Here is a 24848-nt window from a genome sequence, read left to right on the forward strand (position 1 = left end):
TATCAACAAAAAAATTTATTGGCATAAAAAATATTATAATTAATTTCTTAATTTTGAATACTTATAATCACTCATTATGAAAAAAATTCTTCTTTATATTTCATTTTTGTTGTCGCTTTTTGGGAAGGCACAAAACATTGCCTTACAATCATTTGCAACTGGTTTTAATAGTCCAGTTGAAATTACAAACGCTGGTGATTCTCGATTATTTGTGGTTCAGAAAGGCGGACTTATAAGAATATTAAATTCTAATGGTACAATTAATACAACTCCATTTTTAAATCTATCTAGTATTATTTCCTCAAATGGTGAACGAGGCTTATTAGGATTAGCATTTCATCCTAACTATTCTACAAATGGTTTTTTCTTTGTAAATTATACCAACACATCTGGTAACACTGTTATTGCAAGATATTATGTAAGTTCTGGAAATCCAGATATTGCCAACAGCACTGGAACAATATTAATGACGATCACGCAACCTTTTTCAAATCATAATGGAGGAACTATAAAATTTGGTCCTGATGGCTATTTATATATAGGAATGGGTGATGGCGGTGGTAGTGGTGACCCTGGAAACAGAGCACAAAACATAAATGATAATTTAGGAAAAATGTTGCGTATTGATGTCAATTCGAATGTTGCGCCATATTATACTAGCCCAGCCACAAATCCTTATGTTGGAAATACAGGTAATGATGAAATATGGGCAATTGGATTAAGAAACCCATGGAAATTTTCGTTTAATAGACTAAACGGCGATTTATGGATAGCCGATGTTGGTCAAAATGCATTTGAAGAAATAAACAAAACACAAAGTCCATTACCGAATACCGGACTAAATTTTGGTTGGAGATGTTATGAAGGAAATGCGACATATAATACGTCTGGTTGTGTTGCAGCCACTTCAATTACTTTTCCTGTACATCAATATGCATTGTATAGTGATGGAACTTGTTCTGTAACGGGTGGTTATGTTTATACTGGAGCCACTTATCCGAATTTTCAAAATAAATATTTTTTCACAGATTATTGTAATGATAAAATAAAAATGTTAAACAGCGCAGGAGTGATTACTACTTCAACGTCTTTTTCAGGAAATAATTTCACAACGTTTGGTGAAGATATAAATGGCGAATTGTATATTGCAGGTATTACTTCCGGGACTGTTTATAAAATAATTGATACTTCTTTAAATAATTCTGATTTTGAGTTAAATGGTTTTTCAATTTATCCAAATCCGGCAAAAGAATATATCGTTTTAAAAAGTAATGAAGTAAATTTAGGATCCAAAATTGATATTTTTGACGTAGCTGGAAAATTACTTATTTCTAATAAATTAAATAAAAATATCGAAAATACTATAGCCACAAATTCCTTGTCAAAAGGAATCTATTTAGTTTCTGTTGAAACTATCTTTGGATTTAATTATAGAACAAAACTTATTATTGAATGATACAATTTTTTAAATTCTAATTTAAAGTATCTAAATAATTTACTAAAAGCAGTAACTCTTTTATGTCATTAAGGGAAGTTTTGTTTGTTTTTAAAAAGGCTGTTATTTCCTTTTCATTTTTTGGAAATAATTTTAATAAATCTTTGTTTTTTTTCGGCATTTCAACTATGGATTTATCTAATAATCCGATAAAATACAATTTATCACCTTTTTTAAAATGAGCTGGAATAGGTTCAGAATAAGCGTTAGATGCGTCAGCATATGGCACATAAACAATTACTTCTTTTGTGTAAAGATTTATGTTTTTATTTGATGTTTCTAATTCTAAAAAACCTTTTTTTTCTGTATTTTCAGAATTATAGTTTAAATATGCATATACTTTGTTACTACTTAAAATTTTTATTGTTGTATTTTCTTTAGGTACTAACGCAAATACTTTATCATTTTTTTTAAATTCTAATTCATCTAAAACAACATTATATCTAACAGGTAGTACAGTTGAAACAGAATCAGATAGTCGAATTTGTCCGTCAAAGAATTCTTCAACAATATAAGGGGAACCACTAACTTCTTTTATTTTAACAGTTGGCTTAATTTCTCTTGTTAAATCCCAAGAGGCAAATTGACTGGTTTCTCTTCCAAGAGATTGAACTTGGGCGAAACCAAAAAATGACATAAATACGACAAACAATAAACTAAGCTTCATATATGATTATTTTAAATTTTAGCAAATCTAATATTTTATTTTATAAATAAATATTCAATTATTACTTTTAAGGCGCCGGGTTTGGAATTAATTCCTGTATTTTATTGATTTCTTCAAAAACTACATCGGTTAATTGTACCTCAAATGCATTAATATTTTCTTCAAGTTGATCGATTGATGTAGCTCCAATTATTGTAGATGACACAAATTCTTGATGGTTTACAAACGCAATCGCCATTTCGGTTAGGGTTAAACCCAAACTATTTGCTAAATCTTGGTATAATTTTGTGGCTTTAAAACAATTTTCATTGGTATAACGAACAAAATTTGGAAACAATTTCATTCGTGAATTTTCTGGAGTGCCATTTAAATATTTTCCAGATAGAAATCCAAAACCTAACGGTGAGTACGCCAACAAACCAACATTTTCACGCATACCTATTTCCGACAAACCTACTTCATACAATCTATTTAACAAAGAAAATGGATTTTGAATCGTGGCAATTCTTGGTAAATGATGTTTTTCGCTTTCCATTAAAAATTTCATCACACCCCACGGATTTTCGTTAGAAATACCAATATGCTTTATTTTTCCCTCTTTAATTAAACCATCAAAAACGGTTAAAACGTCAAAAATATTATCTTGCCAATGCGTATCCAATTTTTCTACACCTCTTTTTTGAAACATATTCATAATTCGCTCTGGCCAATGCGTTTGATACAAATCAATATAGTCGGTTTGTAAGTTTTTTAAACTTAACTCCACCGCTTCCGTAAGACTTTTCTTAGAGAAGTCCAGTGGTTTTCGGATATAATCCATACCTCTATTTGGTCCTGCAATTTTAGTGGCTATTACTAAATCGTCTCTTTTGTGTTTGTTTTTGGCTAACCAAGTTCCAATAAAACGTTCGGTACTTCCAAAAATATGTTCGTTGCCACCAATAGGATACATCTCTGCTGTATCAATAAAATTAATACCACGTTCTGTAGCATAATCTAATTGGAAACGGGCTTCCGCTTCGGTGTTTTGATTTCCGAATGTCATCGTACCTAAACAAGCTTTGCTGACTTTTAAATTGGTATTTGGAAGGGTAGTGAATTTCATTAATTGGTACTTTTTATTGCCAGACGAAGTTACGAAGTTTAATAAAGTGAAACGTTAAAGTAATATAGATTTTATTTATTTCAAGATATCTTCTATTATTTTTAGATGATGCTTGGTATGAATCATTAAGAATCTTTTGGTTTGTTTTACATTTAAATCCTTAAAAAAAGGATGATTGAAAAACTGATTTTCAGAAAAAGAATCCAGTTTTAAAACATTATTTTTAGCGACTTCTAGTTTGGCTTTTAATTCGTTTTGAGTTGCAACTTGAATTGGCATGACCACTTTAGGCGCTTTTGCTTTTCCTCTTGGGATTTTGCCTGTTGTAAAAACCATAAACTTAGGAAAGTTCCATTTTGGTTGAAACGCTGTTGGATTTGAAATTTCTAATTGACTAATAATACCATTTATCACTAACAAACAATGATCTATTTGCCAGCCAACAGTACTTATTGACACATTCGGATTCGTTTTTTCTAAATTAGGAATATGATTTTCTAATTGTAGAAGTAAGTGGTGAAGTGGGTTCATACTTATGCTTTAAAAAAAATTGCCTAAAAGATTATTTAGGCAATTTAAGAATTTAAAAAATTAGTCTTACATTTCGTTTAACAACTTAGACAATTCGTCTAATTTTGGTGTTAAAATAAATTCAATTCTACGGTTTTTTGCTTTTCCTTCTGCGGTTTCGTTTGACAATAAAGGAGCGAATTCACCTCGACCTGCAGCCGTTAAATTTTCTTTTTTTACTTTGGCATTAGCCGATAAAATAGTTACAATTGCGGTGGCACGTTTGGTAGATAAATCCCAGTTATTTTCTACGCCACCACCAATAGAACCTACAATTTTGTCATTATCTGTGTGTCCTTCAATAAGCACTGAAATGTCCGGATTATCACCTAACACTTTTCCTACTAAATCAACTGCTTTTTTACCTTCTGTTCCAACAGTCCAACTTCCTGATTCAAAAAGTAATTTATTTTCCATAGAAACATACACTTTTCCATCTCTTTCAGTTACCGTTAAGCCTTTTCCTTCAAACGCTTTAAGCGACTTAGATAAAGTCTCTTTTAATTTTTTCATTGCTGCTTCTTTGTCAGCCATAATTTTTTCTAATTCTGCTAAACGAGTTGATGATTTTAATAAATCCGCTTTTAACTTGTTTAATTTATCTTGCTCAGCAGCCATTGCTTTTTGCTTGGCTTCTAATTCTGCCAATAGTTCACGATTTTTTTTGATATTCGCATCTAAAGCTTCATTGCTGTCTTTCTCTAAAGCGTCGTATGACGCTTTTAAATTATCCAAACTTTTCTTAGTTGCAGCATAATCAGCAGCTAATTTATCGCGTTCTGCTTTTAATTTTTCTGCTTCCGATTTATATTTGTTTACATCGGTTTGCAAAGTAGAATTATTAGTTTTTAACCCTTCATTTTCATCTGCTAACGCATTGCGTTCTTTCTTTAAATCGGCAAACTTGTTTTCTAAATCTTGGTAGATTTTTTTGGAAACACATGATGAACTCATGCATACTATCACTAGGCTTAATGCGATTTTTCTTATCATTTTATTATATATTTGATTCTTTTCGAATCGGTTATTATTATTGATTTTAGACGATTTATTTTCTAATTTGTTTCTGCTTCTTCTGTATGGTATTTCGACTACCCTATTTCCACCAAAACCGGACAATGATCGGAATGTTTGGCTTCTGGTAAAATTAGGGCTCTTTTTATTTTATCTTTTAGAGGTTCGGCAGCTAAACAATAGTCTATTCGCCATCCTTTGTTGTTGTTTCTTGCGTTTGCTCTATAACTCCACCAGCTGTAATTATGGGGTTCTTTGTTTAGAAGTCGAAATGTATCAATCATTCCTGTTTTCATAAAGCCATCTAACCAAGCCCGTTCCTCAGGCAAAAATCCAGATATTTTTTCGTTTCCTTTCGGATTATGAATATCAATAGCTTCATGACAAATATTATAATCGCCACAAACCACTAAATGCGGGATTTCTTTTCTTAAGTTTATAATATAGTTTTGAATTTCGTCCATGTATTGAAACTTATATCCAAGTCTGTCTGTATTGGTTCCAGAAGGCAAATACATGCTCATTACTGAAAGGTTTTCAAAATCTACACGGACATTTCTTCCTTCAAAATCCATACTTTCTATGCCGGTTCCAAAAACAATATTTTTAGGTTCGGTTTTACATAAAATCGCCACACCACTATATCCTTTTTTTTGTGCAGAAAAATAATATTGATACGGATAACCAGCAGTTGTTATTTCATCTGTAGGAATTTGATCTTCAGTAGCTTTTATTTCTTGTAAACAAATTACATCTGGGTTAGCACTTTGAAGCCAGTCAATAAACCCTTTGGTTATGGCTGCTCTAATTCCGTTTACATTATAGGAGATAATCTTCATTAACTATATTAGTATTAAAACTGCAAGAAATTTTTATTTTTAACCTACTTCTAAACCTTTTCGTGGTGTATGTTGTGTTAAAAAATCTAATTCTCAAAAATAGAAAAAGTTTTCAATAAAATGTATCATTAAATAAGTAATTTATAAAAATTTTAGCAAAAAAAGCCAATTATTAAATTGTTGGCAATTGTTATAGCAAGTTATACGCAAATTGAATAGAATTGTTATCTTTGTTTTTCTGTCAAAACACAAATAAATGGGATTAGTTACTGCAAAAGAAGTAGCGAAAGCGATAAAAACGGATAAGTATGGTTTTTTAGGAACTTTTTCAGGGTGGTTACTCATGAAAGTTCTTAAAATTTCTACACTTAATAAAATATACAATCGGAATAAGCATTTAAGTGATTTAGAGTTTTTAAATGCTATTTTAGATGAGTTTCAAATTAAATTTGAAATCCCTGAAGAAGATTTAAAACGTTTGCCAAAAGACGGCGCCTATATTACCATATCCAACCATCCCTTAGGTGGAATTGACGGTATTTTGTTATTGAAATTAATGCTTGAGCGCGAACCTAATTTCAAAATAATAGCCAATTTTTTATTGCACAGGATTGAACCGATGAAACCCTATATTATGCCAGTTAATCCGTTCGAAAACCATAAAGACGCAAAATCTAGTGTAATTGGAATAAAAGAAACATTACGACATTTAAGCGACGGAAAACCTTTAGGAATTTTTCCTGCAGGAGAAGTTTCCACCTATAAAGATGGCAAATTAATTGTAGATAAACCTTGGGAAGAAGGTGCCTTAAAAATTATTAAAAAAGCAAAAGTTCCTGTTGTCCCAATTTATTTTCATGCACAAAATAGCAAACTATTTTATCGATTATCTAAATTAAACGACACGTTACGTACTGCAAAATTGCCTAGCGAATTATTAACTCAAAAACATCGAATAATTAAAGTACGAATAGGGAAACCTATTTCAGTAAATGAATTAAATGAATACGAAAGTATTCCAGAATTAGGAAATTTTTTAAGAAAGAAAACTTATATGCTTTCTAATTCGTTTGAAGAAGAAAACTTTAAGTTGACGTTTCCTAAATTTACAAGTCCGAAAGCAGCGAAACAAATTGTAAAACCTGCCAATCACGAACAAATTATTGAAGAAATTAATTTCTTAAAAGAAGGGGATTATCAATTATTGCAAAGTAAAAACTATAAAGTATTTTTAGTAACTGCCGAAAAAATTCCAAATATTTTACACGAAATTGGTCGTTTACGAGAAATTACTTTTAGAGAAGTCGGTGAAGGCACCAATGAAGCAATTGATTTAGACAAATTTGATCAGTATTATCATCATATGTTTTTATGGGATGAAGATGCTCAAATGATAGCAGGAGCGTACCGAATGGGATTTGGCTCGAAAATATTTCCTAAATATGGTTTAGAAGGCTTCTATTTAAACGAACTTTTTAAATTTGAACCCGAATTAAATGACATGATGCGCCATTCTATTGAAATGGGAAGGGCTTTCATTATTTCGCAATACCAACAAAAACCGATGCCCTTGTTTTTACTTTGGAAAGGAATTGTACATACCACTTTACATTATCCTGAACATAAATTTTTAATTGGGGGTGTGAGTATTAGTAATCAGTTTTCAGAATTTTCGAAATCGTTAATGATTGAATTTATGAAATCCAATTATTATGATCCCTACGTAGCGCAATATATTAAACCGAAAAAAGAGTTTAAAGTAAAATTAAAAGACGCAGATAAAGATTTCGTATTTAATGAAACTGAAGCCGACTTAAATAAATTTGATAAAATTATTGATGAAATTGAACCCGGATCGTTACGATTGCCTGTTTTAATTAAAAAATACATCAAACAAAACGCTAAAGTTGTAGCCTTTAATGTAGACCCGATGTTCAACAACGCGATTGATGGGTTGATGTATATTAAAATTTCAGATATTCCAGAAAGTACCGTTAAACCGGTTATGGAAGAATTTCAAGCCGAATTAGAAAGAAAACATAAAGGCTAAAATTCTAATAAAAATAGTGTAAAATTTTTTTAGCTTAACGCCAAATAGATTGTTTCAAAACTGAATCTAAATTATTGTCTTTGATGTAAAAAAACAATCTAATTAAGTGATAGGTTCCTAATAATGCTCCCATAAAATAAGCTAACTTCATACTGTAAAATAATTTATCAAAAAATGGTTTTTGATAAATTAATTCTGCAACAAGTTTAATTAAAACTAATAGACAAAAAAACACAAATATAGGTCCAAATAGATGATGAAATAAACTTCTGTATATATCCCCTTCGTAAAAATATATAATAGATTTTGTAATTCCACATCCTGGACACGGAAAACCTGTTAACAATTTAAACGGACAAAGAGATTGTTCACTATCTAAATTTCCAGAATTATTTTGTTGTATAAAAAAAGGAACAATTAGTGTAACTAGTACACCAATTATTCCTAATATTCTATTTTTAATAAAAGGTTTAATTGTATAATTTATTTATATCACCTTGAATAATCATAGCTGAAACAATTGGGAAGAAAAACCCCAAAACTAATAAAAGTGCTGACTCGTCTTTTTGTGGTTGATCTGTTAATTCATATATTTTTGGCAATGCTTCTTTACCCGCAATCCAATAGTAATATAAATTAATCGGAAAACAACATCCAGCTAAAATTGCAACTGGCGAAGAAATGACTTCTTTGCCTACTGCTGCATTCATTACTTCAGCTGCTTTAATATTCCAATATATTAAATACAATCCGCAAGTTAAAATTCCGAAAATTAATACCATTACTGGATCTACTTTAAATACTGGGATATTTGGTTTAGAGTTATTCCACTCCTCTTGATTTGTAACTTCGTTCATAATTTAATAATTTTAGTTTTCTTATTAGAAGCTTGTTTTTTTAATTTGTTACATATACCCGCAAAATTTTAGCTACAATAACTTGGGCAAGTTTTTCATTACTTTCAATTGTCCAACCGGCAATATGTGGTGTTAATAATACATTAGTAGCATTTAACAAATATTCAAACGCTTCAGGTTTTTCACCTTCAAATAAAGTTTCAAAAGATAGTTTCTCGTATTCTAAAACGTCTAAACCTGCTCCTAAAATTTTACCGGATTGTAACGCAGAAACTAAATCAGTAGTGACAACACTTTTTCCTCTTGCTGTATTGATAAACCAAAATGGTTTTGAGAATTGATTGATAAACGTAGTATTTACCATTTTATCTGTTTCTTTTGTCCACGGAATGTGTAAACTTAGCACATCTGCTTTTTGTTGTAATTCTTGCAAGTCAACTTGTTTCGCATTTGAATCGCCAACATTTGGTAAAATATCATAACACAAAACTTCTACATCAAAACCTCTCAATTTTTTTGCGACTGATTTTCCCATATTTCCATAACCAATTATCCCAACTGTTTTTCCGTCTAATTCTGTTCCACGATTGCTTTCACGATTCCATTGTCCGGATTTCACTTCCTTATCGGCAGAATTTAATTTATTGAATAGTGACAAAAGCATCCCTAAAGTATGTTCACCAACAGCTGCAGCATTTCCTTCCGGAGCGGCAATTAGTTTTATGTTCTTACTTTCGGCATATTCACAATCAATACTTTCTAAACCTGCCCCTACTCGTGCAATAAATTGTAAGTTTTTTGCTTTATCAATAAAGGTTTTATCAATTATAAATCGGCTTCTGATAACAATGCCATGATAGTTTTCTATTTTACTTTCTACTTCTTCTTTAGTGGAAGTATAATCTGCTTCATTAATGAAACCTTCCTTTTCTAATTGCTCCCAAAGCAACGGATGATTGGTGTCAAGATGAAGAATTTTAATCGTAGAAATAGTTTGCATAGCATCAATTTTGAAAATGGAAAGTTAAGGATTTACGGAGAGATTCGCAAAATAGTTTTATGTTACGCTGCGAAATTTTAAATTAAACCAATTGGTCGTAATTCGCATACACTTCTTTTATTTGATTAAAAATATCAAATAATTCGTTATGCCCGTCTGTAGTAACTAAACGTTGTTTGTATGGTTTAAAATCTTGAATACCTTTGAAATAATTGGTATAATGACGACGCATTTCTACAATTCCCACACGTTCGCCTTTCCATTCCATGGACCAAATTAAGTGGTTTTGAGCGGCTTCTACTCTATCTGCTACAGTTGGTGGGGCTACTTTTTCGCCCGTTTTGAAAAAGTGTTTGATTTCGTTAAAAATCCAAGGGTAACCAATAGCTGCACGACCAATCATCATGCCGTCTAAACCAAATTTATTTTTATATTCTAGCGCTTTTTCTGGTGAATCTATATCGCCATTTCCGAAGATAGGCATTGAAATTCGTGGATTGTTTTTGATGCGCTCTATATGTGTCCAATCGGAATGTCCTTTATACATTTGTGCTCGGGTTCTGGCGTGAACGGTTAAAGCCTGTACGCCAATATCTTGCAAACGTTCGGCTACTTCATCAATATTAATTGAACTTTCGTCCCAACCCAAACGGGTTTTTACAGTAACCGGTAAATGTGTGGATTTGATTACCGCTTTGGTTAATCGCACCATTAAGTCGATGTCTTTTAATACTCCAGCACCAGCGCCTTTACATACCACTTTTTTAACCGGGCAACCAAAATTAATATCTAATAAATCTGGTTGAACGGTTTCTACAATTTTTGCAGAAAGTGCCATTGCTTCCTCGTCACCACCAAAAATTTGTATTCCAACTGGACGTTCGTAATCGAAAATATCTAATTTCATTCTGCTTTTCATTGCATCACGAATTAAACCTTCTGAAGAAATAAATTCAGAGTACATTAAATCTGCTCCGTGCATTTTGCACAAACGGCGAAATGGCGGATCACTTACATCCTCCATTGGCGCAAGAAGCAAGGGATAATCGGGTAAAATAATGTTTCCTATTTTTGGCATGGTGCAAAGATAAGTAAAGTTTATGGATTTGATGGGAACACAGATTTTACGGATTGAATGGGTTTGCGCAAATTTTAATAAAAATCCTTGTAAATCTGTTTAATCCGTGGCAAAAAATTAAACACATAGGCACATATGCGATGAGACGCTTCGCTCAAAATAGTTCACAATAGATTGCGTTAAAAAAATTCGTGTGAATCTGTGTAATCCGTGGTAAAAAAAACACATAGACATTTTAATGAATACATAGATTAAACGGATTTTCGCTGAAAGTTTTTTGAAAACAGTTTTAGTGTTTTAGCCCCAATTGGAGCGGCATCTTTTTCTTTTTTTGCCTTCAAGTGCATCAGGCAACAAAAGAAAAAATATAGCGGATAGCGGGACCGAGCGTCTTTTGGAAATAAGGGTTTTGCTCCTAAAAATTATTTAGGTTTTAACCAACTTTTTGGATTTAGAACGGTTGTGTTTTGATTGATTACAAATTTTAATACCGAATTCCCTTTGGCATTTGTTTTAATTTTACCCAACGTTTGTTTTGCCGAAACTTTGTTCCCTACAGAAACCGAAACGCTACTTAAATTACTATACGCGGTAAAGAAATCTCCGTGACGGACCAATACCGTATAGGTATTTGTGGTTTGAGACACTTGCACGCCAGAAACTTCGCCAGCAAAAACAGCACGCGCCGAAGAACCAGAATCTGTAGTGATGTCGATTCCACTATTATGAATCACAATATTGCTATAATCTGGATGTGGCTGATCTCCGTATCCAGTGGAAATATATCCTTTTTCTGTTGGCCAAGGCAATTGCCCTTTATTGGCTTTAAAACTGTCTGACGATAATTTTCCCTCAGGCGTTAATTCAATTTTTGTAGAAGAAACCGGTGCTGTTTTCACAGGCGCTGTATTCCCAGAAGCCGTTGCTGCGGCTTTTTTCTTAGCCGCATTTTTCTTGTTTTCTGCAGCAATCGCATCGTTAATCATTTTCTTGATTTTTTTATCGATGGATTTTCTTTCTTTATCCATTTTAGCGATATCGGCTGCTATTTTTTTCTTGTCTTTTTGTATACGTTTTGCCGTTGCTACTTTTTCTTGTTTTAGTTTTTCGTGTTCGGCTTTGATTTTAGTTTTTTCTACAATAACTACTTCTTTTTCTTTTTTGTTGGTTTGCAGTTCGCCAACAGCTACTCCTAATCTGGCTTGTTTAACTTTAATTTCTTCTGCTTGACGTTTTCTGTAACCTGCATATTGTTTCATATATTGTACTCGCTTGTAAGCTTGTAAAAAACTAGTAGAAGACAATACAAACATAAATCGGCTTTGTTCCGATCGGCTTTTATATGATTTCACAATCATTTTAGCATAATCTTCTTTCATTATTTTTAAGTCTTTATTTAACTTATTTATTTCTAATTGTGTTAAATAAATATTGTCATCTAAAATTCGCGCTTGTTTAGCAATTGTAGAAATTATTTTTTCTGAAATTTTAATTTGGGCATCTTGTCCCGCAATTTCTTTCAAAACGGATTTTTCTTTTTTCTTTTCGTTCTGAAGTTTGGTTTTGGCTTCAGACAATTCTCTTTGTAATTGTTCTTTTCTTTGTTCTAATTTTTCTTTCTCATCAATTTGTGCTGTTGCTGAAAAGGAGAAAAATAGTACGAATAGGGCTAAAAGAAATTTGTTCATGCTTGAAATTTTTTTACAAAATTAATCTATTTTTATTTGAGAATAACCTTCTGGAATAGAATATGGAAACGATAAGGATTCATTAAACGTAATTTTTTTATATGCTACATTAATTTTTACTTGATTTTGTTGGTTGGCAATAATAGAAACGCCAGTTGGTAAAAATATATTGTCTTGATTTGTAAAAGAAGGATAAGTAACCAAAACGTTTCTGTTTTTTGAAATTTGATTGATAAATTGCTCTTTTAATAAATAATTAGCGGTTTCAAAACGAAATAATTTTTCAATATCTGCATGTTTTTTAGATTTTAATTGGAACAAATTAGCTACTATTTCTGCTATAAAAACTTCTTTGGTTAAATCATCAATTGGTCGTCCTAGTAACAAATTTTGTACTTTTTGAAAATCTAAATCGGTTCCAATCATTTTAGTTAATATAGAATAATTGCCATCAAAATAGGTGTTATTTGTTTTTTCATAATAACTTACTCGAGAAGGCGTAATTAATGCTTTTGCCATTGGAATACCGAAAAATTTTAGATTGATCCAAATCACTTCATCTTTCTTAATTCGGATATCTGCACCAATGGAAATAGTTTGTTTTTGATCTTCATAATCCGCAGCAGAACGAATAGAAACCGTTTGAAAATCTACTTTATTTTCATAATGTTTTTCAATAATATCTTTAGCCATATTATCTACAACTACTTCTTTAGCAACGGGTTGTTCTATGACTGTTTTTTTCGTTTTACACGAAACAAAAACAAGTGCTATTATCAGGAATGCGAAAAAATTTTTCATATTATTTTTTTGAAATTACATCTAATCTTTTTTGATAGGTTTGTTTCATTTTTGTATCCGATAATCCATCGGCACAAATTATAAATTGTTTGCAAAAGCCAGCTTCTAAATTTGGATCATCAATAACATAATCAATTCCCATTTCTAAAAAATCTTTTGCTTTATTGTAGTTTTTTAAGTTGTTGTTTCCTTTTCCGGCGTAATAATATAAATTGGCTTTAGTTGGAAATAAATCAATATATGCTTCTGATTTTTTTGCCATTTTTTCAAATTCCTTATTGAAATCGTAAATATTTAGAAGTAAATCAATAGCTTCAATGTCATTTTCTTTAGATTGTTCCATGTATTTTTGAGCCAAATCAAAATTATTTTTATTGTAAAAAAACTTTCCTAATTCTTTATGAACATCCATTCCAACTGTGTTGTCAAAGAACGTCAGTGTGTTATCAATTTCGGTTAGTAATTGCGGATTTTTTGTAGCAAAAATTAAATATTCGTTTAAAACGCGTTGTTTAATTTTTAAATCAATTTTACTGCTTTTTACCACTCTTTTATAGGATGCTGTAGCTTTAGGAATATCATTTACATTGATGTGAAATTTAACCAAACTCACATGAACTAAATCCGAATTAGGCAATTCTTTTTCTAACAACAAAGCCGTTTCAAATGCTTTATTTTCTTGGTTATTTGATGAATACAGATAAATTAAATCAATATAATTCTGTTCTACTTTAGGATTGTTTTTTATGGCTTCAACTAAATCGTTTACATTTAGTTTTGTGCCTTTTTGCATGCTTTGAATTTGCATTTGATAGGATTCCATAGCTTTGGTCAACGTTCCTTTGCTTTCGATTTCATTAATTACAATTCTGGCCTTTTCAAATTGTTGGGTATTCATGTATAACGACGCCAGGTCTTCTTTCATATTGGCATCAAAAGTGACTAATTTTTCAACAATGACTATTGCTTTTTCATACGCTTTTGTTTGATAATGTACATCATACAAACCATTCCAATACCAACGTTGTTTGGGTGCTAAATCTACCGCTTTTTGAAACTCATTTTCTGCTTCTATATACTTTTTTTGAGCTAAATAATTTACCCCTAACTGATAATGAATTTCTGGGTTTGAAGGTTCTTTTAGCAAACATTTTTGTAAGGCAATAATAGCTTTGTCATGATTTTCAATAGCTTTTTCTTTTAAAGCATCAAAAAAATTAGTTTCAAATTCATTTTCCGCAGTTGCAACTTCTTCTGGATTTATTTGTCCGAAAGAAATTTGAAAAAGAAAAAGAAATGCTATTATTTTTTTCATATGAAGTTGTAAAATAAAAGAATATCAAAAATTATTCCATTGTGGAATAATCGCCTAAACTAACGCTAGTGAAATCGCCATTATAATTTACATGATTTCCAAGCATGGCGTTATCTAATTTTGCGTTTTTAATATGCGTGTGTGTTTGAATTAAACTGTTTTTGATTTTACTATTTTGAATATGTGATCCTTTTCCAATTGAAACATTTGGTCCGATAACCGAATCAATAATTTGCACTCCTTCACCAATAAAACAGGGAGGAATGATTTGTGAATTATCTAAACGCACATCAGCAGCCACTAAATCTTCTCCATCTTGATGTAAAAAACCTAACATTCTATTATTGGTGTCCACGGTAACATCTTTATTTCCGCAATCCATCCATTCATCCACTTTTCCTGGTACGAATTTCATACCTTTTGCCATCATTTGTTTGATACCATCATTAATTTGGTATTCACCACCGTGAATAATGTTATTATCTAAAACCGCTTGCAATTCGTTCTTTAAAACCGCAACATCTTTGAAATAATAAATTCCGATAACGGCTAAATCAGATACAAATTCCTTAGGTTTTTCTACTAACTCCACAATTTCGTTAGCTTCATTTAAGTTAATTACACCAAATGCTTCTGGTTGATCCACTTGTTTTACCCAAATTACGCTATCGGCAGTGGCATCTAATTCAAAATCGGCACGAATTAACGTATCTGCATAAGCAATAACTGCTGGTCCGGATAAAGAATTCTTTGCACACATGATGGCGTGACCTGTTCCTAAAGCTTCATTTTGGTAATAAATGGTTCCTTTTGCTCCAATTTTTGTAGCAATTGCAAGTAGATCTTTTTCTACTGTTGCGCCAAAACTTTCGTGAATAATAAACGCTACTTCATTAATTGGTTGATTAATTACTTTTGCAATATCTTCTACTAAACGATGTACAATTGGTTTTCCTGCAATTGGAATTAATGGTTTAGGAATGGTTAATGTGTGTGGGCGAAGACGTGAACCACGACCAGCCATTGGTACTATTATTTTCATTTTATATATATTTTACCGCAAAGTCGCGAAGTTTTTTCGCAAAGTTCGCAATGTTTTGTTTACTTAATTAAGATGCAAAGTTTATTTTACTGAGCACTTATTTCACTCCTGTACTTCCAAAACCGCCTTCTCCGCGAGACGTTTCTGTTAATTCTATTGTTTCTTGCCATTCGGCGCGTTCGTGTTTGGCGATGATGAGTTGTGCGATGCGTTCTCCGTTTTCAATTATAAAATCTTCATTGGATAAATTTACTAAAATAACCCCAATTTCGCCCCGATAATCGGCATCCACTGTTCCAGGTGAATTTAAAACCGTAATCCCTTTTTTAAAAGCCAAACCACTTCTTGGTCGAACTTGCGCTTCATAACCAATTGGTAATTCTATAAAAAGACCCGTTTTAACTAACGTTCTTTCTAATGGTTTTAAGATTATTGATTCTGTTAAATTCGCACGTAAATCCATTCCTGCAGAAGCATTCGTTTCGTAGTTAGGTAATGGATGTTGTGATTTATTAATAATTTTTATTTGCATTGTTTTGTTTTTTTAAGTGCGCAAACTCTGTTTATTTTCGTTTTATCAATTTTAAAATTACTTCTTTTTCATTTTTGTAAATATAATAACTAAAGCCAATGATTGCAAGTATTCCGAAAACATAAGTTTCTCTTAGTTCTTGAACATAAAACGAAATACAAGCTAAAGTAATCGATGCAAAAAGATAGGTTAAAATCTTTTTCATTTCAAACGGAATTGGGTATTTTTCTTTTCCTAAATAATACGAAATCACCATCATACTTCCGTAGGCACAAATAGTGGCAGTTGCTGAACCCAAATAACTCAAGTTGAATTTTACTATTAAAATATAATTCATACTTAACGTAATTAGGGCACCAATAGCGGAAATGTAGGCACCAATTATGGTTTTATCAATTAACTTATACCATACCGACAAACTAGTGTAAATCCCTAAAAAGAAATTCGCGATTATGATTAATGGTACTATTGACATAGCTTCCCAATATTCCGGTTGTCTTACTAAAAAGAATTTAACAACATCTGCAAAAACTACAACCACTAACAAAATTAATGAACCTAAGATTACAAAATATTTAGTAATTGTAGCGTAGGTTTGAGGGGCATTGTCATTTCCAGCTTGACTGAAGAAAAACGGCTCAATTCCCAATGTATAAGCAGTACGAAACAAAACCATAAACAAGCCGATTTTATAACAAGCCGAATACGCGCCAACTGCCGCCTTTGCGGTTATAGGATCTAACCATTCTGATAATAGAATTTTATCTAAATGCTCATTGATTCCAAAAGCCAAACCTGCAAATAATATTGGCCAACCATATTGCAGCATTTTTTTCCATAGTTCCGTATTAAAAAACCAGTTGGGTTGAAAATAATGCGGCATAAATAATACAAAAGTGAATAAACTCGCCATTAAATTCGATAAGAAAACATACCCAATCTGATAGTCTTCCACATAAAATGAACTCCAAAAACCTTGCGGATTGGCTTGTGCTAATTTGGGTAATATTGCCAACAAAAACACGTTTAATAACAAATAAATTAGCACATTAGAAATTTTTAGCACAGAATACCTAATTGGCCTTTGCTCGGCGCGAAGCTTAGAAAACGGAATAATTACAAGTGCATCGAAAGCTAAAATCCAAATGGCATAGTTTACGTATTCTTTATCTATGTTTAATAGGCCTGCTAGTGTTTTTTGAAATAATAGTGCTACTGATAAAAATAAAATGGTGCTCCAAAAAATAGAAACCGTAGCGGTACTAAGTACTTCTTTTTTATTTTGCCTCGCCAGTTCGCTATTGCTCGTGTCTTCTTTATGATAAAACCTAAAAAAAGCGGTTTCCATTCCGTAAGACAAAATCACATTGAAAAATATCATATAGGCTAACAGAATAGTAATTTCTCCATAGGCTACTTTTGGCATTAAGTCCGTATGTAAACCTACCAATAAAAAACTCATTATTCGAGGCAATACGGTGGCAATACCGTAAATAAGGGTTTGTTTAAGAAGTTTTCTGTTTGAACTCAATTTATTTTCTTTTAAAGAACAAAAATAGTTAATTATTATTTGGTTTTGCAGATGGATAAGCTAACATTGGCAATTCTTTTACGTCGTCTACAATTACAACAGCTTCCTTGCCGCTTATTTTGAAAAAAATCTTAGCCTGATTGGGTTTTAAATTGGTAATAATTGTATCCGTTTGTACCGTTTCAGACTCATTATCAAAAGTTTTAATTGACGCTTGATATGATTGATCATTTAATTTTGTGATATTTCCTTCTCTATTTTGAAATTGAATTTTTATTAAATGTGTGTTTTCAGGTATACTTTTAAGTAATTTAATATTAATATTAGTACCCCCACCTGCTCCTTTTACTCCGCCAACCCAATTTTGATAGGTTACTTTTTCAATATATTGCTTGGTTTCTTGTGGTGCTTTATTAGAAGAACAAGAAACTAAATTCAAAAACGCTATTGCGAACAGTCCAAATATTTTCATTTATTATTCAATATTTTAACAAAATGGAATCCTTTTGGATGAAATCCGTGATTGATATAAAATTTCCCAGCAGTAAAATTGGTAGTAAAAGCATCCAAACAAATTTGATTGGCTCCTTCTTTTTCAGCAATTTTATGTACTTTTTCAATTAATATATCGCCAATTTTTTGACCTCTAAAATCTTCATCTACTACAAAACTATCGATTTCAATGTATTTACCAGACCATAATTTTGTTCCAATCCAAACACCAGTTAACGCCATAGTTTTATTGTTTTTTATTACAATTATTTGTTGGTAATTTGCTTTAAGCATCTCATCTAAAAGTGTGTCATATTCTTCAACGGTAAAATCAGGATATAATTGTTTTACAATATCCAATTGGGCTAACATTTCTGATTTTTGAGTTAAAATACGAATTTCCATTACTTTTTATCTAGTAAATTTTCATTAAATAAGTCTAAAATTCTTCGGTATTCATCTACCCAAGAATAGGTTTTTTGAAATCCGTGCGCTTCTACTGGAAAAACAGCTAAATCCCAGTCTTTTTTACCAAGTTCAATAAAACGCTGTGTCATTCTTACAATATCTTGAAATTGTACATTATCATCAACCATTCCGTGAAGCATTAACAACTTATCTTGTAAATTATCCGCAAAATAAATTGGCGAACTTTTTTTGAAAGCTTCTGGATCAGTTTCAGGAAAATTTAAAATATTTGCGGTGTATCCTTGGTTATAATGCGCCCAATCTGTAACCGAACGCAATGCTGCACCAGCTTTAAATTCACCAGGTTTGGTTAATAATCCCATTAGTGTTATAAATCCACCATAGGATCCGCCGTAAATTCCAACTTTATTAGCATCAATGCCTAAATTTTCCACTAAATATTTTTTCCCATCTAATTGATCCGATAAATCTTTTCCTCCCATATGACGGTAAATTCCAGTTCTGAAATCGCGTCCGTAGCCATCACTTGCACGGTAATCTATATCTAAAACCGTATAGCCTAAATCGGTTAACAAATTATGAAACATATATTCTCTATGGTACGTACTCCAATACTTGTGTGCATTTTGCAAATAGCCAGCTCCGTGAACAAATAGGATAGCAGCTTTATTTTTATTTTCTGATTTTGGCTGATACACTCTGGCGAAAACATCCGTTCCATCAGTTGCTTTAAACGAAATGACTTCAGGCTTTTTCCAATTGTATTTATTGAAAGCCGTAGAAGTTGAAACCGTAATTTGTTTTAATATTGGATTGGATTTGTTTACTGCAAGATATATTTCCCAAGGTTTGTTGCTAAATGAATATCGTATTGCCAATTGGGTTTCATCTGGTGATAACTCGACTTCATAAGCACCATCACCAGTAAGAATAGGTGTTTTTTTACCAGTCGAAATATCTAATTTATAAAACGAACGATTTCCAGGATGCGTTTCGGTAGTTGTAATATAAAAAGAATTAGATAATTTTGATAAAACTACATCGCGAACTTCCCATTTACCTTGTGTGACTTGTGTTTTCTTTTTTGTTTCCAAATTGTAGGTATACAAATGAGAAAAACCTGTTGCTTCAGATTGAAAATAAATGATTTTGTTGTCGGCTAAAAAACCTAACGTTCCATTGCTGAAATTGTACCCTGGAATTCCTGGTCCGCCAATCCAAGCCTCATCGTGTTGATAATCTAATTCAGAAACCGTTGCGTCATTTAAGTTTAATTGAAGAATCCAACGGTCTTTATTATCTAAACTTCTGGCTTCAAAAAAAGCTAAATTCCCCATTGCATTATATATTGGCGCTTGCATGGTAATTGCTTTTTCAACAGGTTCTAAAGATTTTAAATTATCGTATTCTTGATAATAGTTTGGAAAGGTTTTTATCCCTGTTAAATTTGAAAAAGAAATTTGCATCACGCTATCTTTCTCGATACTATAAACATACATTTTATGTTTGCTGTTATTGTTTATAGACACTTTTTCTCGTGCCGTTTTACTTTTTGTGTATCCATCAGAAGTTATAAAACTTTCAACTTTTGTGTCTTTAGCAGTTGGGTATTCCGATAGATTATAAGTTACAAACTTTCCGTTTGGACTAATTTTTATAGCTTCTAAAGTAGTTGCACCATAAAAAATATCAGAGGGAAACTTTAGTTTATTTTCTTCAGATTGGGTTTTATTCCATTCTGATTTGGCTTTTTCTTCGTTTACAAATTGAAACAATTCTTTTTGCTGTAAGTTTAGAAAATTTTCTTTATTAGAATCAGATGAAGCGGTTCCAGATTTAAAATTTGTAAGTTGAAGTAATTGAAAATTCTTTACATTTAATTGATAGAGATTTTTATTTTGTTGAAAATAAATTATATCCGGGTTACTACTTCTTTGAACCGAATTGATAGTTGAAGTTGTTTGAAAAACTAACTTGTTTTCTTTCGTTTTTTTATGATATGAAAATAGTGCTCCTTGATTGGTATAATATACTACATCAAATTTTTCTTGCCCTTGATATGAAATATTCGAAAAGTTTAAGGCTTCTTTTACTATTAATTTTGGTTGAGAAAAACCTTTCTGCCAATAATATGTTTTATCTCCAATTTCATTGTTTGGATTCCACTCAAAATAAATAGTTTTTCCATCTACCGACCAACGTTGATTAGAAGGTTGATGACCAATAAATTCGTTCCCTTTCATTATTTCTTCTAATTGAAGATTTTGTGAAATTATAAGAGAACTAAATAGTAAAAAAAGCGCAGTAATAATATTTTTCATATCAAATCGGTTTATACAAATATATAATTTTTTTCGCCACGGATTAAACCGATTAAAAGGATTTAAAATTTATTTGGCAATTCGTGCAAATAAAAAAAGTCCCAATACATTGGGACTTTTAGAAGTTAAAAACAGTAAATAAAATTAATTATTTAATGCTTCCGCACCACCCACAATTTCTAAGATTTCTCCTGTAATTGCAGCCTGACGTGCTTTGTTATATGTTAATTTCAATTGATTTCTTAAATCAGTTGCGTTATCTGTTGCTTTGTGCATTGCTGTCATACGCGCACCGTGTTCTGCCGCGAAAGAATCTCTAACTGCTTTATACAATTGCGTTTTTAACGATTTTGGTATTAATTCTAATACAATTTCTTCTTTTGATGGTTCAAAAATATAGTCAGATGAAATAGCAGCAGCGCCTTTAATTGGTGCTAATGGCAAAAATTGTTCGTTTACAACATTTTGTGTAGCTGCATTCACGAACTGATTGTAAACCAATTCTACTTTATCATACTCGCCATCTAAAAATAAATGCGTTAATGACTGAGCTATTTCTGCTGTATTATCGAAAGTTAAATCGTCAAAAATATCACTTCTGTTAGCGATTACATAGTTTGTTTTGTGTAAACCATCATTTGCTTTTTTACCAATGGCAAAAATACCAACATTATCGTGACCGTATTTTTCAGTTAAAACTTTAACTTGTTTTAATACATTTGAATTTAAAGCACCACATAATCCTCTGTTTGAAGTAATAGCAACAACTAATACTTTTTTCACTTCTCTTTGAGTCGTATAATTAGCCGCAACATCACCTTCTAAAGAAGCACTTAAACTTTGAATTAACTCGGTTAATTTTTCAGAATAAGGTCGCATTGCCGTAATAGCATCTTGTGCTTTTTTTAATTTAGCAGCCGAAACCATTTTCATAGCAGAAGTGATTTGCATCGTAGACGATACAGATACAATTCTATTACGTATTTCTTTTAAATTTGCCATTTTTATTGGGTATTGGGTTTTGGGTTTAAGGTGTTGGGTATTCGTTTAACCAAATACCCAATACCTTTTTCCTTATACCAAATTAATTAGTATTTTGCAGAAATTTCTTTTGCAGCAGCCTCAAGTACATTTGTGATGTTATCATCAAATTTACCAGCTTTTAATGCATCTAAAACGTCTTTATGTTTTAAAGTTAGGAATTGAATGTAATCTTTTTCAAATTCTTTTACTTTATTTACAGGAACATTTCTTAATAAGTTTTTTGTTCCCGCATAAATAATTGCTACTTGATTTTCAACAGCAAACGGATCATTTAAACCTTGTTTTAAGATTTCCACGTTACGTTTTCCTTTTTCAATTACATTTAAAGTAACCGCATCTAGGTCAGATCCAAATTTGGCGAAAGCTTCTAATTCACGGAATTGTGCTTGGTCTAATTTTAAAGTACCCGATACTTTTTTCATGGATTTAATTTGTGCATTACCTCCAACACGAGATACAGAAATTCCTACGTTAATGGCAGGACGAACTCCAGAGTTGAATAAATCACCATCTAAGAAAATTTGTCCATCCGTAATCGAAATTACGTTTGTTGGAATATATGCAGAAACGTCACCCGCTTGTGTTTCGATAATTGGTAACGCTGTTAATGAACCACCACCTTTTACAATTCCTTTTAAAGAATCTGGTAAATCATTCATGTTTTTAGCAATTTCGTCATCGTTAATTACTTTACAAGCTCTTTCTAATAAACGAGAGTGTAAGTAGAAAACGTCTCCTGGATACGCTTCACGTCCTGGAGGTCTTCTTAATAATAAAGATACTTCGCGGTAAGCAACAGCTTGCTTAGATAAATCATCATAGATAATTAAAGCAGGACGACCTGAATCACGGAAGTACTCACCAATTGCAGCACCTGCCATAGGAGCATATACTTGCATTGGTGCAGGGTCAGAAGCATTAGCAGCTACAATAACGGTGTAAGCCATTGCGCCTTTTTCTTCTAATGTTTTTGCGATTGATGCAACAGTAGACGCTTTTTGTCCGATTGCAACATATATACAGAATACTGGTTGACCAGCATCGTAAAATTCTTTTTGATTTAAGATGGTATCCAAACAAACTGAAGATTTACCAGTTTGACGGTCACCAATCACTAACTCACGTTGTCCACGTCCAACAGGAATCATGGCATCGATAGCTTTGATACCCGTTTGTAAAGGTTCTGTTACTGGTTGACGAAAAATAACTCCAGGTGCTTTACGCTCTAAAGGCATTTCGAATAACTCGCCACCTATTGGTCCTTTACCATCAATTGGGTTTCCTAATGTATCCACCACACGGCCAACCATTTGTTCACCAACTTTTAAAGACGCAATTCTGTTAGTTCTTTTTACGTTAGAACCTTCTTTAATTCCAGTTGATGGTCCTAATAAAACCACACCAACATTGTCTTCTTCTAAGTTCAATACGATTGCTTCTAATCCGTTGTCGAATTGAACTAACTCACCGTACTGAGCATTTGATAAACCATATACACGAGCAATACCATCACCAACTTGTAGTACAGTACCTACTTCTTCTAACGTAGCGCCAGATTGAAAATCTGATAATTGTTTCTTTAATATTGCTGAAATTTCAGCTGGTTTAATTTCTGCCATTTTATATATATTTAATGGTATTTATTTAATATGTAAATTCTCTTTTTAACTGTTGTAATTTATTTGCCACAGAGGCATTATATTGTTTGTCGCCAATTCTTAAAACAAAACCTCCAATAATGGAAGGATCTACTACGTTTGTAATAGAAATCGTGTTTGAAGAAAATTCTTTCAACTTGTTAGTTACTTGTACTTCTAATTCGGCAGTTAACGGAACAGCTGTAGTAACAACTGCTTGCTCAATACCGCTTGCCATATCAAATAATGTATTGAATTGAAAAGTAATTGCGGACAAAATTTCAAATCTTTTATTTGCTTCTAACAATTGAAACAAACCTTTAGTTTCTGCTTGTAAAGATGGAAATATTTCCGTTAATGCATTCATTTTTATCGTTCCATTTACAATAGGATTGGATAAAAAATCGTGTAACTCATTATTTTCTTTAATTGCGGCACCAATAGTTTTCATATCGTTATTTACAGCTAAAGCGGTATTGCTTTCTGTAGCGATCTCTATTATTGCTTTTGCGTATCTAATCGCAGCTCTTGACATAACTTTGGATTAGTTTAATTTAACATCAGCTAACATTTTCTCAACTAATTTAGTTTGAGATTCTTTGTTAGATAATTCTTCTTTTAATAATTTTTCAGCGATTTCTAAAGACAATGAAGATACTTGATTTTTGATTTCAGCAACTGCATTATTTTTTTCGCTTTCGATAGTAGCTTTCGCTTGCTCAATCATTTTTGCGCCTTGAGATTGTGCTTCAGATTTGGCATCAGCAATCATTTTTTCTTTGATAGCAGTTGCTTCTTTAATCATTGTATCTCTTTCAGCACGGGCTTCATCTAATAATTTTTGGTTATCCGATTTTAAAGCCATCATTTCTTTTTTTGCATTTTCTGCCGAAAGAATAGCTTCTTTAATACCTTCTTCACGTTCGTTTACTGCATCTAAAATAGGTTTCCAAGCAAACTTTTTTAGTAAAAGGATTAATCCTACGAATAAAACTGTTTGCAAGATAAATAAACCAAATGAAAATTGACCTAATAATTCTTCCATTATATATAGTGTTTAATTTTAATTTTCAATGTAAACAATTGTTGCAACCAACCGTTACAACAATTGTTTGTTTTAATTATTTTACTGCGAATAACGCAGCAAAACCAATTCCTTCAATTAACGCTGCTGCAATAAGCATAGCCGTTTGAATTTTTCCAGACGCTTCTGGTTGACGAGCAATAGCATCCATTGCTGATCCACCAATTCTACCGATACCTAAACCAGCACCGATAACGATTAATCCAGCTCCTACAAGGTTAAGAGTTCCTTCCATAATGTATATATATTTAATTAAA

At 31.9% G+C, this 24848-nt stretch carries 24 protein-coding genes and 1 pseudogene; 2 read left to right on the plus strand and 23 right to left on the minus strand.

The genetic code is table 11. The features are described 5' to 3' along the window. Positions 1-76 precede the first annotated feature (76 nt). Positions 77-1456: a PQQ-dependent sugar dehydrogenase gene (locus ABWP60_RS01335; RefSeq protein WP_353147401.1), complete on the plus strand. Its 1380-nt coding sequence runs from the start codon at positions 77-79 to the stop codon at positions 1454-1456. Positions 1457-1472: 16 nt separating this feature from the next. Here the strand turns inward: ABWP60_RS01335 and ABWP60_RS01340 are convergent, their stop codons facing one another. The 5 genes from ABWP60_RS01340 to ABWP60_RS01360 all read right to left on the minus strand — a co-directional run bounded on the left by ABWP60_RS01340 (position 1473) and on the right by ABWP60_RS01360 (position 5690). Continuing rightward, the gene (locus tag ABWP60_RS01340) at positions 1473-2162 is read right to left on the minus strand and encodes a hypothetical protein (RefSeq protein WP_353147404.1); all 690 of its coding nucleotides are present in this window, start codon (positions 2160-2162) and stop codon (positions 1473-1475) included. A 67-nt stretch (positions 2163-2229) separates the two neighbouring features. Then, a complete protein-coding gene (locus tag ABWP60_RS01345; protein WP_353147407.1) occupies positions 2230-3267 on the minus strand; it encodes an aldo/keto reductase in 1038 nt (345 codons plus the stop codon). A gap of 75 nt (positions 3268-3342) precedes the next feature. Next, positions 3343-3798, minus strand: a complete 456-nt coding sequence (locus ABWP60_RS01350; protein ID WP_353147410.1) for a DUF1569 domain-containing protein — start codon at positions 3796-3798, stop codon at positions 3343-3345. A gap of 66 nt (positions 3799-3864) precedes the next feature. Further along, entirely contained in the window at positions 3865-4830 is a 966-nt protein-coding gene (locus tag ABWP60_RS01355) for an OmpA family protein (protein WP_353147413.1), read from the minus strand. 98 nt (positions 4831-4928) lie between these two features. After that, positions 4929-5690 (minus strand): exodeoxyribonuclease III, encoded by a 762-nt coding sequence (locus ABWP60_RS01360; protein ID WP_353147415.1) that lies wholly within the window; start codon positions 5688-5690, stop codon positions 4929-4931. 256 nt (positions 5691-5946) lie between these two features. Here ABWP60_RS01360 and ABWP60_RS01365 point away from each other — a divergent pair, with 256 nt between their 5' ends. Beyond that, a complete protein-coding gene (locus tag ABWP60_RS01365; protein ID WP_353147418.1) occupies positions 5947-7740 on the plus strand; it encodes a GNAT family N-acyltransferase in 1794 nt (597 codons plus the stop codon). Between the two features lie 226 nt (positions 7741-7966). Here ABWP60_RS01365 and ABWP60_RS01370 read toward each other — a convergent pair. The 18 genes and pseudogenes from ABWP60_RS01370 to atpE all read right to left on the minus strand — a co-directional run. Then, positions 7967-8086: pseudogene (locus ABWP60_RS01370) on the minus strand (DUF2752 domain-containing protein); the annotation flags it as partial. Between the two features lie 124 nt (positions 8087-8210). Then, entirely contained in the window at positions 8211-8597 is a 387-nt protein-coding gene (locus ABWP60_RS01375; RefSeq protein ID WP_353147421.1) for a DUF4234 domain-containing protein, read from the minus strand. Between the two features lie 40 nt (positions 8598-8637). Further along, entirely contained in the window at positions 8638-9597 is a 960-nt protein-coding gene (locus ABWP60_RS01380) for a 2-hydroxyacid dehydrogenase (protein ID WP_353147424.1), read from the minus strand. A gap of 82 nt (positions 9598-9679) precedes the next feature. Next, positions 9680-10675, minus strand: coding sequence for a tRNA dihydrouridine synthase DusB (gene dusB / locus ABWP60_RS01385; RefSeq protein WP_353147427.1), 996 nt, complete (start codon positions 10673-10675; stop codon positions 9680-9682). A 422-nt stretch (positions 10676-11097) separates the two neighbouring features. Then, positions 11098-12363, minus strand: coding sequence for a murein hydrolase activator EnvC family protein (locus ABWP60_RS01390; protein WP_353147430.1), 1266 nt, complete (start codon positions 12361-12363; stop codon positions 11098-11100). A 21-nt stretch (positions 12364-12384) separates the two neighbouring features. Continuing rightward, positions 12385-13164, minus strand: coding sequence for a lipoprotein insertase outer membrane protein LolB1 (gene lolB1, locus ABWP60_RS01395; protein WP_353147433.1), 780 nt, complete (start codon positions 13162-13164; stop codon positions 12385-12387). Position 13165: 1 nt separating this feature from the next. Continuing rightward, positions 13166-14479 carry a tetratricopeptide repeat protein gene (locus ABWP60_RS01400; protein WP_353147436.1) on the minus strand — a complete coding sequence of 438 codons (1314 nt, stop codon included), beginning with the start codon at positions 14477-14479 and terminating at the stop codon, positions 13166-13168. A gap of 31 nt (positions 14480-14510) precedes the next feature. Continuing rightward, the gene (locus ABWP60_RS01405) at positions 14511-15521 is read right to left on the minus strand and encodes a sugar phosphate nucleotidyltransferase (RefSeq protein ID WP_353147439.1); all 1011 of its coding nucleotides are present in this window, start codon (positions 15519-15521) and stop codon (positions 14511-14513) included. A gap of 97 nt (positions 15522-15618) precedes the next feature. Next, complete coding sequence (dut, locus tag ABWP60_RS01410; protein WP_353147442.1) at positions 15619-16053, minus strand: dUTP diphosphatase; 435 nt, start codon at positions 16051-16053, stop codon at positions 15619-15621. A gap of 31 nt (positions 16054-16084) precedes the next feature. Further along, positions 16085-17584, minus strand: coding sequence for a lipopolysaccharide biosynthesis protein (locus ABWP60_RS01415; RefSeq protein ID WP_353147445.1), 1500 nt, complete (start codon positions 17582-17584; stop codon positions 16085-16087). Between the two features lie 28 nt (positions 17585-17612). Continuing rightward, positions 17613-18056: a hypothetical protein gene (locus ABWP60_RS01420; protein ID WP_353147448.1), complete on the minus strand. Its 444-nt coding sequence runs from the start codon at positions 18054-18056 to the stop codon at positions 17613-17615. Next, entirely contained in the window at positions 18053-18481 is a 429-nt protein-coding gene (locus tag ABWP60_RS01425; RefSeq protein ID WP_353147451.1) for a GNAT family N-acetyltransferase, read from the minus strand. The genes ABWP60_RS01420 and ABWP60_RS01425 overlap by 4 nt, the downstream gene beginning before the upstream one ends. Then, positions 18481-20826: a S9 family peptidase gene (locus tag ABWP60_RS01430; RefSeq protein ID WP_353147454.1), complete on the minus strand. Its 2346-nt coding sequence runs from the start codon at positions 20824-20826 to the stop codon at positions 18481-18483. Before ABWP60_RS01430 ends, ABWP60_RS01425 begins: the two co-directional genes overlap by 1 nt. A gap of 144 nt (positions 20827-20970) precedes the next feature. Further along, positions 20971-21828, minus strand: a complete 858-nt coding sequence (gene atpG / locus ABWP60_RS01435) for an ATP synthase F1 subunit gamma (RefSeq protein WP_353147457.1) — start codon at positions 21826-21828, stop codon at positions 20971-20973. A gap of 86 nt (positions 21829-21914) precedes the next feature. Then, the gene (gene atpA / locus ABWP60_RS01440) at positions 21915-23489 is read right to left on the minus strand and encodes a F0F1 ATP synthase subunit alpha (protein WP_353147459.1); all 1575 of its coding nucleotides are present in this window, start codon (positions 23487-23489) and stop codon (positions 21915-21917) included. A 25-nt stretch (positions 23490-23514) separates the two neighbouring features. Further along, positions 23515-24042, minus strand: a complete 528-nt coding sequence (atpH, locus tag ABWP60_RS01445) for an ATP synthase F1 subunit delta (RefSeq protein ID WP_353147462.1) — start codon at positions 24040-24042, stop codon at positions 23515-23517. A gap of 9 nt (positions 24043-24051) precedes the next feature. Continuing rightward, the gene (locus ABWP60_RS01450; RefSeq protein WP_353147465.1) at positions 24052-24552 is read right to left on the minus strand and encodes a F0F1 ATP synthase subunit B; all 501 of its coding nucleotides are present in this window, start codon (positions 24550-24552) and stop codon (positions 24052-24054) included. A gap of 76 nt (positions 24553-24628) precedes the next feature. After that, a complete protein-coding gene (gene atpE / locus ABWP60_RS01455; protein ID WP_291242009.1) occupies positions 24629-24826 on the minus strand; it encodes an ATP synthase F0 subunit C in 198 nt (65 codons plus the stop codon). Between the last annotated feature and the right edge of the window lie 22 nt (positions 24827-24848).

It is taken from the genome of Flavobacterium sp. (assembly GCF_040402895.1).
Classification (GTDB): Bacteria; Bacteroidota; Bacteroidia; order Flavobacteriales; family Flavobacteriaceae; genus Flavobacterium.